This is a genomic window from Martinezella tropici (assembly GCF_008370325.1).
Taxonomy (GTDB): Bacteria; Pseudomonadota; Alphaproteobacteria; order Rhizobiales; family Rhizobiaceae; genus Rhizobium; species Rhizobium tropici_B.
In genome coordinates, this window is sequence record NZ_VNIP01000001.1 from 72,306 (window position 1) to 86,725 (window position 14,420).

Here is a 14,420-nt window from a genome sequence, read left to right on the forward strand (position 1 = left end):
GCCATGAGTTGCTCCAATGCCGGTCTCAGAAGCTTTCCTTGTAAGGCCGTAGATCGAGCTCCTGCGTCCAGGCCGAAGGATGCTGGCGATGAATGTGCCAGTAGCTCTCGGCGATGGCGTCGATGTTCAGCAGGCCATCGGCATCCACATCCGGCCGGCGCGAGCGCAGCCGCTCCCCGTCTATGCCGCCATCGATGATGGTGTAGGCGACATGCAGGCCAAGTGGCCCGAATTCGCGCGCCATGCTCTGGCTGATCATTCGAAGACCCGCCTTGGCGGCGGCGAATTGCGCGAAGCCCGCCTTGCCGCGCAGGCTGGCGGAAGCGCCGGTGAAGATTACGGTGCCGCGGCCGAGCGGTGCCAGATGACGCGCCGCCTCGCGCCCGACGAGGAAGCCGCCGAAGCAGCAGACGCGCCAGAATTCCTCGAATTGCGCTGCGGTGACGGCACGAAAGCCGATTTGGCGATTGATGCCGGCGTTGAAGACAACCAGATCAGGCGCAGCAATATCCGCGCGCGCCGTAAAGGCGTGTTCGAACAGCCGGATGACCGCAGCTTCATCCGTCGCGTCGGTTTCGATGGCTTCGACACTGCCGCCGGATGCCTTGATGGCGGCCGCCACCTGATCGATTTTCGCCGGGGTCCGGCCGGCGATGACGACATGATAGCCCTTGTCTGCGAGAAGCCGGCAGAGCGCAGCCCCCAGTCCCTGTTCGGCACCCACTCCGACGATGATGGCGCTTGGCGTGCTCATTCGGCGGCCTCCCTGGCATCGAGCGTCGGATAATCGGTATAGCCCTCCGCGCCGCCGCCGTAGAAGGTGGGGCGGTGGTAGGGGTTGAGGGGTGCAGCGCGCCGGATGCGCTCCGGCAGATCGGGATTGGCGATGAACAGCCGACCGAAGGCGATGGCGTCGGCATAGCCGGCGGCGAGCGTGGCTTCGGCCGTATCAGGCCGGAAATTCCCGGCGGCAATCAACGTGCCCGACCAGGCAGGCCGGAAGAGCTCCGCTGCTGACGGTACGTTCTTGTGGTCGACCTCGGCCTGGCCGGCACCGCTGGCGCGCGGCTCGATCAGATGCAGATAGGCAAGGTTCAGTCGGTCCAGTTCGCGAATGACATGGCCGTAGAGACGCAAGGGATCGTCCTCGCCGCTGTCATTGGCAATACCGAAGGGCGAGAGGCGGACGCCGACGCGATCCGAGCCCCAGACCTCGGAAACCGCCTCGACCACTTCCAGCAGCAGCCGCGTGCGGTTCTCGATCGAGCCGCCATATTGGTCGGTGCGCCGGTTGGTGCGGGCCTGCAGGAACTGTTCGATCAGATAGCCGTTGGCGCCATGGATTTCGACGCCGTCGAAGCCGGCCTGCTTGGCATTGGCCGCCGCCTGGGCATAGAGGTCGATCAGGAGCGGCATGAGATCGATATCGATCGCCTGCGGCGTTTCGAAGGACACGCGCTCGAACGTGGCCGTGAAGGCTTCGCCCTTGGCGGCGATGGCGGATGGGGCGATCGGCGGAGCGCCATCAGGCTGATGCGAGGAATGGGAGATGCGGCCGACATGCCAGAGCTGCAGGAAGATCTTGCCACCCTTGCCATGAACGGCGTCCGTCACCGCCTTCCAGCCGGCGATCTGTTCGGCCGTATGGATGCCGGGTGTTGCCGGCATGCCCTGTCCGGCGCGGGAAATCTGCGAGCCCTCGGAAATGATGAGGCCGCCCTCGCTGGCGCGCTGGGCATAATATTCGGCGTTCAGCGGAGAAGGCACGTTGCCCGGCTGGCTTGCCCGCATGCGGGTGAGAGGTGCCATGATGATGCGATGCGCAAAGTCATAGGGGCCGACGGAAAGTGGCGAAAACAAAGTAGCTGTCATAAAATTCTCCTGCCTGGAGCCCAAATTGCTCCCCGGGGCGGAAGGGCCTGTCAGCGGCGATTCGGTCTCGGGAGTTCGAATAAGATGATGGTCATCATTTATTCCAACAATCGGACGTGCGCAACTAAATCTCGTATCAGGTCGGGATCGTTGCGAGAAAGCCGAACAAAGCGGCATTGAACTGCGCCGGCCGTTGCAGCGGCGCGAAATGGCTGACGCCCGGCAGCAGGATCAGCTTCGCGCGGGGAATATGCCGGACGAGATAATCGGCATGCTCCCGCTTGATGAATTCGTCATGCTCGCTCTGGACGATGGCGACAGGCACATCGATCACGGCGAGATCGGCAATGGTGTAGTTCGGCTCGGTCCGCTGCATCAGGCCGACGGCCTCGACGAAGGCGTCGAACTTGTCAGGCGTGGCCGACAGGGCGGCATAATCTTTCGTATGACGGGAGAAACAGCGCTCGATGATCGGCGTCGCCACGAATTCCTTCGTGCCGCTCGGATCCATGTTGCAGGCAAAGAAGAAAACGCCGGACACGCGCTCCGGATGGGTTCGTCCAAGCACCATGCCGATGCAGGCGCCGTCGCTCCAGCCGGCAATGGCCGCCTTTTCGATCTTCAGCCTGTCCATGACGGCGAGAACGTCTGACGCCATGAGCTCATAGCTATAAGGTTGCTCGTCGCACGTGCTGCGGCCATGACCGCGGCTGTCGATGACGATAACCTGATGGCCTGCGTCGATGAGCGCGGGTACTTGGTAGCCCCAATTGCCGCCGTTTCCGAGCCCGCCATGCAGGAGGATCACCGGAGCGCCGCTGCCATAGGAGGCATACCAGATGCTGGCGCCATCATGATCGACACGGCCCTCCGCCTCGGCATGCGGCAAGGGGGCGGCCCCTTCTGCTTCGAAGCGATGAAGCTCGTCATCGTGAAATTCCATATCCACCTCCCATTGCGCCGTCTTCTCCCAACAGCCACGCGGCGAGACTAGTCGATCCCAGCCCGTTTTTTCAACAGGCAGCCGTCATATAGTTGCCAGGTGCTCGAAAAGATCGCGGGCCGGTGTCGGCAGGTCTTCGAGCGAGCGGGCACAGATCGACAGCTGGCGCGTGGCCCAGTTGTCAGTAAGGCGCACAGCCGTGATTTTTGCGGACCGGCTGCAGCGCCGCGCCGCCGTTTCCGGCACGATGCCAAGGCCGATGCCCTGGCCCGCCATGTCGCAGATGCTCTCGAATGTCCGCATCCGCACGCGCATTTTCAGACGGGTGCCGAGCCGGGCGGCTTGTGCGTCGATATGATCCTGCAGCGCTCCCCCTGCGAGCCCGACGAAATGCTCGTGCAGGATTTCCGCAAAGGCGATCTGCTTTGCCGCCGCAAACGCATGATCGCGAGGCATCACCACCACCAGCCGGTCGATCGCGAAGGGCCGCAATATCAGGCCCGAGGTGTCGACGGCACTGGAGAGGATGCCGATCTCGGCCAGCCCGGCCGAAACGGCGCGTGCGATCTCGACACTCTGGCGCTCCTTGAGGTCGATGTCGGTTCGTGGGTGTTTTGCCATCCATTCGGCAAGGCGCTGCGGCAGGTATTCGGCGATCGCGGCAGTGTTGGCGACAAGCCGGATCGTTGCCCTGAGGCCGCTTGCATGTTCGCCAAGTTCACCGCGCATCTGTGCCAGCTGCCTCTGGATCAGCCGGGCATGATGCGCCAGTGCCTCGCCGGTCGGCGTCGGGCGGATACCGCGCCGACCACGCTCCAGAAGCTGTACGCCGCCATTCGCTTCCATGTCGCGCAGCCGCTCGCTGGCGGCGGGCAGCGAAAGCCCGACATCGGCGGCCCCATGCGTGATGCTGCCGGCATCGACGACAGCGAGGAAAAGGCGAAGGTCGGTCAGATCGAAGCGCATGGGGTGGAGATTATCGCATCTCCAGCCTTCGGCATAGCCGAAGCCTGTCTTCGCATCATCCGCATTGTGCCCTCCCTCCCATCTGCTAGTGAGAGCGCATGATGGATCATTCGATATGGCTCGTCGCGGCGATCTTCGCGACCTTCTTCGTGGCCGGCATGGCCAAGGGCGTCACCGGCATGGGGCTGCCGACTGTGGCGATGGGCGTGCTGGGCGCGCTGATCTCGCCGCTGACAGCAGCGAGCCTGCTGATTGTTCCGTCCTTCGTTACCAATGTCTGGCAGCTTCTGGCTGGCCCGAACTTTCGTGCTCTTGCCCACCGCTTCTTTCTCTTGGTCTTCGCCGTAATCGTCGGAACATTTGCCGGCTCATATCTTCTGGCCGCTGGCGATACGTGGATAACCACGGCGGCATTAGGGGCCGCGCTCATCGTCTATGCCGGCCACGCGCTCCTCGCCCGACAGCTTCGTGTACCCCAGACGCTGGAGCCGCTGCTGTCGCCGATCATCGGCTTGATTACCGGCTTATTGACCGGCGCGACCGGCGTCTTCTTCGTTCCAGCGGTGCCATACCTGCAGTCGCTCGGACTGGAGAAGGAAGAGCTGGTTCAAGCGCTGGGCCTTTCCTTCACCGTTTCCACGGTGGCGCTTGCCGGCGCGCTCGCCTGGCATGGCGCATTCCGTGTCGACAATCTCGCTCTGTCTATCCTTGCGATCGTCCCGGCGCTCGCCGGTATGTGGTCCGGCCAGATTATCCGCAATCGCGTCAGCCCGGCCACATTCCGCCGCTGGTTTCTGATCTGTCTCCTCGTGCTTGGCGCCGAGATGGTCGTCAAAGCCTCTTTCTGAGGCAGTCCTGTATTGCTGGGCTGCCCATGTTCCCGCTGGGCCTAGCTCGCAAGGCCACCTGCAGCTATGCGGCAAGAATGGTTGCTCGGCGACGAGATCAGGATCTGCGCCTCTGCGCGCGACGTTCAGTTCAGAAAAAGATCTTGCCAAAGGTTCAGCCACTGCCGGGATGAGGTCGGCTCTTGCATGCCGTATCGAATCGTAATAATTGAAGTTACATGAAAAGAGACAGCCGACTTTCCTCCGTTCTCCATGCTCTTCTCCATATGGCCGAGCAGGATGGACCGCTGACCTCCGAAGCCCTGGCGCAATGCATGCACACCAATCCCGTCGTCGTGCGACGCACCATGGGGCTGCTACGTGACGTGGGTATCGTCCATTCCGCCAAGGGGCATACCGGCGGCTGGACGATCGCGGCGGATCTTAAAACCGTTACGCTGCGCCAACTGCACGAGGCGCTTGGCGAACCGGCCGTCTTCGCCATTGGCAATCGCAACGAGACGCCGGAGTGCCTTGTCGAGCAATCGGTCAATTCCGTGCTCGACGACGCCTTTTCGGAGGCCGAGGCCCTGCTGCTCCGGCGCTTCGAAAACGTCACGCTTGCCGATCTCGCCGCCGAATTTGCGCGGCGTCATGCGCAGTGGCGCACAGAAAGGACCCTGTCATGACCCATGACGTCATCGTCATCGGGGGCAGCTATGCCGGAATGGCGGCCGCCCTCCAGCTTCTGCGAGCCCGTCGCAAGGTGTTGGTCATCGATGCCGGCAAGCGCCGCAATCGTTTCGCGGATGCCTCCCACGGCTTTCTCGGCCAGGATGGGGTCAACCCCGGCGAGATCGCCCGCAAGGCGCGTGAGCAGCTTTCCGCCTATCCGACTTTGACATGGGTCGAAGGCATTGCCGAGAAAGCCGAGGGCGAGAAGGATGCCTTCGTCGTGACCACGGCAGATGGCCTACTACGCCATGACGGCCGGCGCCTTCTTTTCGCAACCGGCGTCTCCGATACCTTGCCCGAGATCGAGGGCCTTGGCGAACGTTGGGGCCGGAGCGTTTTCCATTGCCCCTACTGCCACGGTTACGAGCTCGATCAGGGCCGCATCGGCTGCATCGCCACCGGCCCGATGTCGCTGCATCAGGCACAATTGCTGCCGGAATGGGGCGAGGTGACGCTCTTCCTCAATGGCAGCTTTGCCCCGGATGAAGCCCAGCGCACCGATCTCACCGCCCGAGGTGTCACGATCGAGGAAACGCCGGTCGCAAGCTTGGAAGGGGAAGCCGACGTGCGGCTCGCCGATGGACGCCTGCTGCAGTTTGCCGGGCTCTTCACCGCCTCGCGCGTATCGCCCTCGAGCCCGATTGCCGAACGGCTCGGCTGCACGCTCGAGGAAACGCCTTTTGGCATGCAGATCCAGACAGACGCCATGAAGGAAACCACTATTCCCGGTGCCTTTGCCTGCGGTGATGCCGCGCGCGTCCCGCATTCGGTGTCGCTGGCCGTCGGCGATGGCGCCTGGGCCGGCGCGCAGCTGCATCGCTCACTGGTGTTTTAAGATCGGCTGCGGAGGGCTTTCGTCCTCCGATATCTGCTGGCGGATGCTCTATTTCTCCTCCGCTACTTTCACGATAACCGTTTCATCCGGGCCGATGGAGCGTCCGTCCTGTGCCCGGATGTCGAGCTGCACCGGCTGTCCGCTCGCTCGATCCACCAATAGCGAATGCTCTTCCGCCGGCGCGAAAAGATGGCGCTCGCCGAACTGACGCAACGCCACCATGACCGGGAACAGATCCTTTCCCATTGGCGTCAGGCGATATTCCATGCGCGTGCCGCCCTCGCTTGTCGGAGCCAGCTCCAGGATGCCGCTTGCAACAAGCGTGCGCAGGCGCTCGGTGAGAATATTCTTGGCGATGCCGAGGCTCTTTTGAAATTCGCTGAAGCGCGTCAGCCCGTCGAAGGCGTCGCGCACGATCAGGAGCGACCACCAGTCTCCGATCACGTCCAATGAGCGTGCGCTCGGGCAATAATCGCCCTTGAGGCTTTTCCGCGCGACCATCCGCTCAGTCGTCCCTGTCTTTTGTCTGCAAGAATGGTTGCATGATTAAACCAATAATGTTACGCGATTGATGGTTTCATTATTAAACTGAAGAATCGGGAGTTTTGCAATGACGATCGATCAGGACGCGCCGCCGGTCGGCAGCGCGAAGGATATTGCGCGCCTTCATTCCTCGCGAGAGGGTTCGTCTAAGCGCGCTGAATACTCGGAAGAGGCCAATTCGCCGCTGACACGCGCCACGATTTTCCTGTTTGCTGTCGCGAGTGGCCTCGCCGTCGCCAACGCCTATTTCGCCCATCCTCTTCTCGATGTCATGGCCGATGATCTCAAGCTGTCGCGCACAGTTGCCGGCCTGATCGTCGGCGCGACGCAGCTCGGTTATGGCCTCGGCCTCATCCTTCTGGTGCCGCTCGGCGATCTCATCGACCGGCTCAAGCTCATCATCGTGCAATCGCTGCTGAGCGTTGCGGCACTCGTTTGTGTCGGCCTTTCCTCCAGTGCCGCGATGCTGCTCGCCTCCATGGCCGCCATCGGCTTTCTGGCCGTGGTGACGCAGGCGCTGGTTGCCTATGCGGCGAGCCTGGCGCATGCCGCCGAGCGCGGCCATATCGTCGGCATGGTCACGAGCGGCATCGTGCTCGGCATTCTTCTGGCGCGCAGCGTCGCGGGCACGCTGACCGATCTCTCCGGCTGGCGGACTGTCTATATCGTCTCCGCCATACTGACGCTGGTGATCGCGCTTCTGCTCTGGCGGGCGCTGCCGCGGCAGCAAAGGCCGAAGGGTGGTCTTTCCTATTTCGATCTCATCCGATCGCTCGGCACCTTGCTCGTCGAAGAACCGGTCCTGCGCATCCGCGCTATCATCGCCATGCTGATCTTCGCCGATATCACCACGTTGCTCGCACCACTTGTGCTGCCGCTGACGGCACCACCTTACTCCCTGTCCCACACCGAAGTCGGCCTGTTCGGCCTTGCCGGCGCGGCGGGCGCGCTCGGCGCGGTCAGGGCAGGTCGCTGGGCCGACCGCGGCCATGGGCAGCGCACTACGGGCATTGCGCTTGCTCTGATGTTGTTTGCCTGGCTACCGATCTCGCTGCTGAACTATTCTATCTTGTGGCTCGTCGTCGGCGTGCTCGTCATCGATTTCGGCCTGCAGGCGACGCACGTTACCAACCAGGGCATGATCTACCGTGTTCGGGCGGGCGCGCAGAGCAGGCTGACCGCCGCCTACATGGTGTTCTATTCCATTGGCAGCGCTGCGGGATCGTCGACATCGACCATCATCTATGCCCATGCGGGCTGGCCGGGCGTCTGCCTCTCCGGCGCGGCGATAAGCTTGGCAACGCTGCTCTTCTGGGCGCTGACCTTGCGGGCAACGCCTGAGGTGGCGACGCAGAGCGTCGATCGGAAAAATAGCTAGTTTTCCGGCGAGGGAGCCGTGCCCAGCTGCTCCTCCAACAATGAGAGCACCACCCGAATCCGCGGCGGAATCGGCCTTATCGTCGGATAGAGCGCATGCAGGTCAAATCCCGGCACGATGAATTCGGGCAGCAGGCGGATCAGCCTGCCGTTCGCCAGATCTTCGGCGCAGACTGGCTCTTGCAGGACGCCGATGCCGGCTCCATCGAGCAGGAGGCTGTGCAACGGCCGCCAATGGCTGGTGCTGAGGACGATGTCGATGACGGCAGATTCGGTCTGCTGGTCCGGACCGATTAATGGAAGGCGTCCATTGTTGAAGAGGCCGGAGACCCGCAGGAAATGGTGGTCGGCAAGCTCGCCGGGTTTCGTCGGTGTCCCATGCTTATCGAGATAGTCCGGCGAGGCTACCAGGGTGCGGCCGACGTGGCCGAGCTTGCGGGCGATGAAGCTGCCTTCGCCAAGATCGCCCAGCCGCAGCGAGATATCGACGCCTTCCGTCACGGGATCGACGATCCTGTCGTTGAGGATCAGATCGATCTTCAGCAGCGGATGACGCTTGCGCATCTGCAGCAGGATCGAGGGCAGGATGACCTCGCCGACGCCATGAGGCGCTGCGATCCTGAGCGTGCCGCGCAATGACTGATCGCCGTTCGCGACGGTCAGGGCGTCCTCAGCGCTTTCAAGCACCTGCTTGCTACGCTCATAGAAGGCGGCGCCGACATCGGTGACGGAAAGCTTGCGCGTATTTCTGAGCAACAGCCGGGTGCCGAGATATTGCTCCAGCCGATCAATCCGCTCGCTGACGGCGGGCTGACCCATGCCAAGATCGCGGGCGGCGGCCGACATGCTGCCCCTTTCCACCACCCTCACATAGACACGCATTGCTACCAACAAATCCATGCGAGCCAATATATCGGCTCAGCCGATAAATGTAAGTGGATGCTGCTGCCTACTCGGCAGGCCTTCGATCGCCGAAAACGATGCGTGCCTCGGCACTCGATCGTCAACCACACAGGTCAGGCTCATGAGCGATATCAGGCTTTACATGTTTCAATCGGGCACGCAGCGATGCAAGGCCCACGACATCAGGATGAACCAGGGAAACGGTGAGGATTATGAAATCCCGGTTCCCTGGTTTCTGCTCACTCACCCGAAGGGCAATACCATTATCGATGGCGGGTTGGCCGCCGAGGGCCTGGCCGATCCGCGCGGCTATTGGGGCGATGTCGTCGACAGCTATCAGCCCGTGATGACCGAGGAGCAGGGATGCGTCGCGCAATTGGCGAAGCTCGGCATGCCTAGTGAAGACATCCGCTTCGTTGCGCTGTCCCATCTGCATTCCGATCATAGCGGCGCCGTCGGCCGCTTCCCTAATGCGACCCACATCGTCCAGCGCCGCGAATATGAATATGCCTTCACGCCGGACTGGTTTGCCGCCGGCGCTTATGTCCGCCGCGATTTCGACCGCCCCGGATTGAAATGGCACTTTCTCGAGGGCCATGCCACCGATGCCTACGATCTCTATGGCGACGGAGCGCTGCGGATGATCTTCACGCCGGGCCACAGTGTCGGCCACCAATCCTTCCTCGTGCAGCTGCCGAACTCGGGTGCAATATTGCTGGCGATCGATGCCGCCTATACGCTCGATCATTGGAACGGAAAGGCGCTCCCTGGCCTCATGGCTTCCGCCGTCGACACGGCCCGATCAGTCGGCAAGCTGCGCGCCCTCGCCGAGCAGGCCGATGCCATGGTGGTAACGGGCCATGATCCCGAAGCATGGCCTAGGTTCAGACAGGCCCCGGCCTATTACGATTGAAGGTGCAATCGGTTTCGCCGTGACAAGCGCGCATGCCCGCGCCACACATCTTCGCGCTAAAGTTTGGGCAGCAGCGATCTGATCCGTTCGACGTCATCGGGCGTTGCCGGATTATAGACGACCATGCTGAGATCCGTGCGACCATCGACCGAGAAGGCTGAATATTCGAATGCGAGCGGGCCGAGAACCGGATGGCGTATATGCTTGACGGCTTCGGTATGCGTGCCGGGAACGTCGTTGTCGCGCCACATCGCCCGGAATTCCGGGCTGACGCGACAAAGCTCGGCCACGAAAGGCTCGATCTCCGCCGCCGCGCCTGCGCGGGCCGCGTCGACGCGGAACGCGCCCAAGGCAAAGCGCGCCACGCTTTCCCAGTCATATTGCGCGGCACGGGCGCGCGGATCGAGGAAGATGTAGCGCAGGATGTTACGCTCCTCCGGCGGCAGCGATCCGTAATCTATCAGCATGATCGTCGCCGCCTTGTTCCAGGCGATGACGTCCCAAGTCGCGGTTCGGATGAGGGCGGGGCAGGGGTCGAGGGCATCGAGCACGCGCTGCAGCCGTGGCGTCACGCCATCATTCTTGCGGTAACGGGCTTCGGGCGGACGGCCGAGGCCGAGCAGGAACAGGTGCTCGCGCTCCACCTCGGTCAGCATCAGCGCGCGGGCGATCCGGTCGAGCACGTCGGCGGAAGGCGCGCCGCCGCGCCCCTGTTCCAGCCATGTGTACCATGTCGGGCTGATATTGGCGCGCTGCGCCACTTCCTCGCGCCGCAGCCCGGGCGTACGCCGCCGTTCGCCGGCAAAGCCTAAGACGGTCGGGTCAAGCTTGGCGCGCCGATCCCTCAGATAGGTCCCGAGCAGGTTTTCGGTTTCGATGAGGTCGGTCATCCTGTTAGTGCTTTTACTATGATAATGTCACTACTTTACCAGAATAACCGATAGGCACAGATTTGTCTCCGACGAAATAAGGAGACAATGCTTATGCGTGTATTCGTTACCGGCGCGACCGGAAATATCGGCTCGAATGTCGTGAGGGAGTTGATTGCCGCGGGCCATCAGGTGCTCGGCCTTTCCCGCTCCAAGGAAAAGGCTGTAGCGCTTGCCGCCGCTGGCGCCGAGGTTCTTCATGGCACGATTGAGGATGCGGAAATCCTGAAACGCGGCGCCTCGCAATCGGACGGAGTCATCCACCTTGCCTTCAATCACGACTTCTCGAGATTCGTCCAGAATTGCGAGGATGACCGCCGCGTCATCGCAACGCTCGCCTCGGCGCTCGCAGGCTCGGCCCGGCCGCTGGTCATCACGTCAGGCACGCCGATCGCCAACACGGTGCCGGGCGAGCCTGCCAAGGAAGACAATGCAATCATCGGTTCCAACGTGCATCCGCGCGCAGCTTCCGAGGAAGCGGGGATCCTCGCCAGCGAGATCGGCGTCAACGTCTCGTTCGTGCGGCTACCACAGGTGCATGATCCGGTCAGCCAGGGGCTCATTACTCCCCTGATCCAGATATTCCGGGAAAAGGGCGTTTGCGCCTATGTCGGAGACGGGCTCAGCCGCTGGCCGGCGGCGCATTTTTCCGATGTCGCACGCCTTTACCGCCTCGTCGTCGAACGCGCCGAGCCGAATGCCAAGTATCACGCCGTTGCCGAAGAAGGCGTCTCCTTGCGCGATATTGCCGAGACGATCGGACGGCGCCTGAACCTGCCGGTCAAATCCATCGCCAAAGAAGAGGCGCAGGATTACTTCGGCTGGCTGGCCTTGTTCGCCGGCCGGGACATGCCGGCTTCCAGCGCCAAGACGCGCCAGAAGCTGGGTTGGGAGCCTGACGGCCCGACACTGCTTGAGGATCTCGCGGAGCTGCAGGTTTCCGCGGCATGATGCCGATGCCAGCAAGCTCATCCATGGATGGTTTGCGGTCTGACCGACCATGCGTTCGAAAACCCGGCCGATCTGTCGGCCGGGTTTTCGTCCGTTTCAGGCTGCGATCCGGAAGTCTTCAGGCTCAGATGTAGGGCGTCCCGGCAAGCGCGGCGTCGACTCCGGCAAAGCCGCGCTCCATGACGCTCGACAGAGCAGTCTCAGGCTTTCGATTCTCGCGAAAGGCGCGAAGCGCCTCGCCATAAGCGGTGACCAGTGTCGCCATCAGCATGGTGCCGGCGAGCCGTGCCTCCGGATCGGAATGTGAGCGGCCTACGGCATCGGACAGCATCCCCGAGAGATCGTCGGCAAGCGTCACCTGCAATCCGCATGCATGCGCCGTCAGTGCCGGGCTTTCCGCTACCATACGCCAGAACGCGATAGGCCGGTCCGTGATCCTGAACAGGGGGTGCTGCGTCTCCACCAGCGTGCGCATCAGCGCCTGAAAGGCGCGAACCGGCGGCTCCCGGCCGCGATCGGCAATCGCTTTGCGCACCAGCTCTCGCACTTCGTCCTCGCGATCGAAGACCAGGTCTTCCTTGCGGCGGAAGTAGTTGAACACCGTCTTTCTGGCGACATCAGCTTCATAGGCGATATCTGCGACGGACACTTTGTCGAAGCCATGTTCGACGAACAGGCGCGTTGCGACGTCTGAGATCGCCTGACGCGTCATCTCCTTCTTGCGGTCCCGGAGTTTGATTCGGTTTGACATGGAGATAATTATACCATAAGTAAATTTATACCGAGTATAAAAATTTTATTGTGAGCACGAAATCGGTGAAGTTGGCACAGGCTCGACGGGTTGTTCCTGTGACCGGACCGTCGCCCGCTCGAATAGGAGTGGGCGTTTTTCAACGACTCGCGCCGGTTGAGTGCTCGAAGCCGGAATGTCTGGCGCCCTTACGGCGCCGCTCGCTTGAGGAATTCTGCCTTGAAATATGATGTTCTGATTGCCGGCGGTGGACCCGTCGGCTTGTTTCTCGCCTGTGAGCTGCGTCTCACCGGTCTCTCCGTATTGGTGCTGGAGCAGGCCGAGGACCCGCGCTCTCCCTTGAAGCGCCTTCCGTTCGGCATGCGCGGCTTTTCGGCGCCCACCATCGATGCATTTTATCGCCGTGGCCTGCTGAATGACATCGCGGCGGCGCAACCCGCCAAGAATGGATCAGGCGACAGCGGCGCTTCATCTGCCGCGCACTGGATGCACCAGTCGCGTCGCCCAGGCGGCCATTTCGCCGGCATCCAGTTCTTTTACGACAATATCGATACCTCGAAGTGGCAGTATCGTCTGCCCGGCCCGGCCGGCACCAGCATGATGGTCGAGATGGAAGCCCTTGAAGCTGTCCTGGTTGCCCGTGCAAGCGCCACGGGCGTCGAGATCAGGCGCGGCCTCAGCGTCGAGGACCTCGATCAGTCGGATGAGGACGTCACTGTCCGAGCCGGCGGCGAGACTTTTCGCGGATCCTGGCTGGTCGGTTGCGACGGCGGCCGCAGCACCGTTCGCAAGGCTGGCGGCTTCGAATTCGTCGGCACCGATCCCGAATTCACCGGCTATTCCGCCGAAATCGAGATGGCTGAGCCGGATAAGCTGCGTTTGGGCCGCCATTATACGGCGACGGGCATGTACACCTATTCGCCGCCCGGGACGATCACAATGGTCGACTTCGATGGCGGTGCTTTCCATCGAACGCAGCCGATCACGCTTGACCATGTGCAGGCCGTGCTGCGCCGCATCTCCGGCACCGACGTTACCGTGACGGCGCTCAGGCTTGCCACCACGTGGACCGATCGGGCCTATCAGGCAACAGCTTACCGCAAAGGGCGTGTATTGCTCGCTGGCGACGCTGCGCACATCCATTCCCCTCTGGGCGGTCAAGGCCTCAACCTAGGGCTCGGCGATGCGATGAATCTCGGATGGAAGCTTGCCGCCACCATCCGAGGGGAAGCGCCGGAAGGCCTGCTCGACAGCTATTCGAGCGAGCGGCATCCCGTCGGGGCGCAGGTTCTCGACTGGTCGCGTGCCCAGGTCGGACTCATGCGGCCAAGCCGGAGCTCGCGCGCGCTCGAAGCCATCATCCGCCATTTGATAGACACGCGCGACGGCGCCACCTATTTCGCAGAACGCGTATGGGGCGTCTCTCTCCGCTATGATCTTGGCGGCAGCCACCCGCTCGTCGGCCGCAGCGCTCCTGATTTCGAATTGACCGACGGCAGAAGGCTCGGCGATCTCTTGAGAACGGGCAAGGCCCTGCTGCTGGATTTCGATCCCGGCGCACCGCTTGCAGCGATTGCGAGCCGCTGGGAGGGCCGGATCGGCTATGTCGCCGGCAAAGCCAAGGATCAGCTGGGCTTGAGCGCTGTGTTGATACGGCCCGATGGAATCGTCGCCTGGGCCGGCGAAGCCACTCCCAACCCCGAGGATATTGCACGGGCAGCGTCGCGATGGTTCGGTGAACCCGGCAAGGCGCGCAGTGCTGCCTGAGGCGGACTACGCCACGAGTTTGATGCCAGACCGTGCGACCCGGTAGCCAAGAGCCAGCTTGACAGATTTTCTTGAACGGATATTCTAGAATAACTGTTCAAGAAAGGA

At 62.4% G+C, this 14,420-nt stretch carries 15 protein-coding genes; 7 read left to right on the forward strand and 8 right to left on the reverse strand.

Annotated elements, in window-relative coordinates; all coding sequences use genetic code 11:
* Positions 1 to 25 precede the first annotated feature (25 nt).
* The 4 genes from FP026_RS00330 to FP026_RS00345 all read right to left on the reverse strand — a co-directional run bounded on the left by FP026_RS00330 (position 26) and on the right by FP026_RS00345 (position 3,781).
* Complete coding sequence (locus FP026_RS00330) at positions 26 to 754, reverse strand: SDR family NAD(P)-dependent oxidoreductase (RefSeq protein WP_149632667.1); 729 nt, start codon at positions 752 to 754, stop codon at positions 26 to 28.
* Positions 751 to 1,872, reverse strand: coding sequence for an alkene reductase (locus FP026_RS00335; RefSeq protein ID WP_149632668.1), 1,122 nt, complete (start codon positions 1,870 to 1,872; stop codon positions 751 to 753). The genes FP026_RS00330 and FP026_RS00335 overlap by 4 nt, the downstream gene beginning before the upstream one ends.
* 136 nt (positions 1,873 to 2,008) lie before the next feature.
* Entirely contained in the window at positions 2,009 to 2,815 is an 807-nt protein-coding gene (locus FP026_RS00340; RefSeq protein WP_149632669.1) for an alpha/beta fold hydrolase, read from the reverse strand.
* A gap of 84 nt (positions 2,816 to 2,899) precedes the next feature.
* On the reverse strand, positions 2,900 to 3,781 hold the full coding sequence (locus FP026_RS00345) for a LysR family transcriptional regulator (RefSeq protein WP_149632670.1): 882 nt from the start codon (positions 3,779 to 3,781) through the stop codon (positions 2,900 to 2,902).
* Positions 3,782 to 3,879: 98 nt separating this feature from the next.
* On the opposite strand from FP026_RS00345, the gene FP026_RS00350 reads away from it, so the two are divergent.
* The 3 genes from FP026_RS00350 to FP026_RS00365 all read left to right on the forward strand — a co-directional run bounded on the left by FP026_RS00350 (position 3,880) and on the right by FP026_RS00365 (position 6,178).
* Positions 3,880 to 4,629, forward strand: a complete 750-nt coding sequence (locus tag FP026_RS00350) for a sulfite exporter TauE/SafE family protein (protein WP_149632671.1) — start codon at positions 3,880 to 3,882, stop codon at positions 4,627 to 4,629.
* A 218-nt stretch (positions 4,630 to 4,847) separates the two neighbouring features.
* Positions 4,848 to 5,297: an RrF2 family transcriptional regulator gene (locus tag FP026_RS00360; protein ID WP_149632672.1), complete on the forward strand. Its 450-nt coding sequence runs from the start codon at positions 4,848 to 4,850 to the stop codon at positions 5,295 to 5,297.
* The gene (locus tag FP026_RS00365) at positions 5,294 to 6,178 is read left to right on the forward strand and encodes an NAD(P)/FAD-dependent oxidoreductase (RefSeq protein ID WP_149632673.1); all 885 of its coding nucleotides are present in this window, start codon (positions 5,294 to 5,296) and stop codon (positions 6,176 to 6,178) included. The genes FP026_RS00360 and FP026_RS00365 overlap by 4 nt, the downstream gene beginning before the upstream one ends.
* A 48-nt stretch (positions 6,179 to 6,226) precedes the next feature.
* Here the strand turns inward: FP026_RS00365 and FP026_RS00370 are convergent, their stop codons facing one another.
* Positions 6,227 to 6,679: a winged helix-turn-helix transcriptional regulator gene (locus tag FP026_RS00370; RefSeq protein WP_149632674.1), complete on the reverse strand. Its 453-nt coding sequence runs from the start codon at positions 6,677 to 6,679 to the stop codon at positions 6,227 to 6,229.
* 109 nt (positions 6,680 to 6,788) lie between these two features.
* On the opposite strand from FP026_RS00370, the gene FP026_RS00375 reads away from it, so the two are divergent.
* Positions 6,789 to 8,099 carry an MFS transporter gene (locus FP026_RS00375; protein WP_149632675.1) on the forward strand — a complete coding sequence of 437 codons (1,311 nt, stop codon included), beginning with the start codon at positions 6,789 to 6,791 and terminating at the stop codon, positions 8,097 to 8,099.
* Here FP026_RS00375 and FP026_RS00380 read toward each other — a convergent pair.
* Positions 8,096 to 8,998, reverse strand: coding sequence for a LysR family transcriptional regulator (locus FP026_RS00380; RefSeq protein ID WP_149632676.1), 903 nt, complete (start codon positions 8,996 to 8,998; stop codon positions 8,096 to 8,098). The two genes, FP026_RS00375 and FP026_RS00380, sit on opposite strands and share 4 nt — an antisense overlap.
* A 124-nt stretch (positions 8,999 to 9,122) precedes the next feature.
* Here FP026_RS00380 and attM point away from each other — a divergent pair, with 124 nt between their 5' ends.
* A complete protein-coding gene (attM, locus tag FP026_RS00385) occupies positions 9,123 to 9,914 on the forward strand; it encodes an AttM family quorum-quenching N-acyl homoserine lactonase (protein WP_188112458.1) in 792 nt (263 codons plus the stop codon).
* 56 nt (positions 9,915 to 9,970) lie between these two features.
* On the opposite strand, the gene FP026_RS00390 is transcribed toward attM, so the two are convergent.
* Entirely contained in the window at positions 9,971 to 10,804 is an 834-nt protein-coding gene (locus FP026_RS00390; RefSeq protein WP_149632677.1) for a helix-turn-helix transcriptional regulator, read from the reverse strand.
* 93 nt (positions 10,805 to 10,897) lie between these two features.
* On the opposite strand from FP026_RS00390, the gene FP026_RS00395 reads away from it, so the two are divergent.
* Positions 10,898 to 11,794: an SDR family oxidoreductase gene (locus FP026_RS00395; protein ID WP_149632678.1), complete on the forward strand. Its 897-nt coding sequence runs from the start codon at positions 10,898 to 10,900 to the stop codon at positions 11,792 to 11,794.
* Positions 11,795 to 11,918: 124 nt separating this feature from the next.
* Here the strand turns inward: FP026_RS00395 and FP026_RS00400 are convergent, their stop codons facing one another.
* Positions 11,919 to 12,545, reverse strand: a complete 627-nt coding sequence (locus FP026_RS00400) for a TetR/AcrR family transcriptional regulator (RefSeq protein WP_149632679.1) — start codon at positions 12,543 to 12,545, stop codon at positions 11,919 to 11,921.
* 219 nt (positions 12,546 to 12,764) lie between these two features.
* On the opposite strand from FP026_RS00400, the gene FP026_RS00405 reads away from it, so the two are divergent.
* A complete protein-coding gene (locus FP026_RS00405) occupies positions 12,765 to 14,312 on the forward strand; it encodes an FAD-dependent monooxygenase (RefSeq protein ID WP_149632680.1) in 1,548 nt (515 codons plus the stop codon).
* Positions 14,313 to 14,420: the final 108 nt, after the last annotated feature.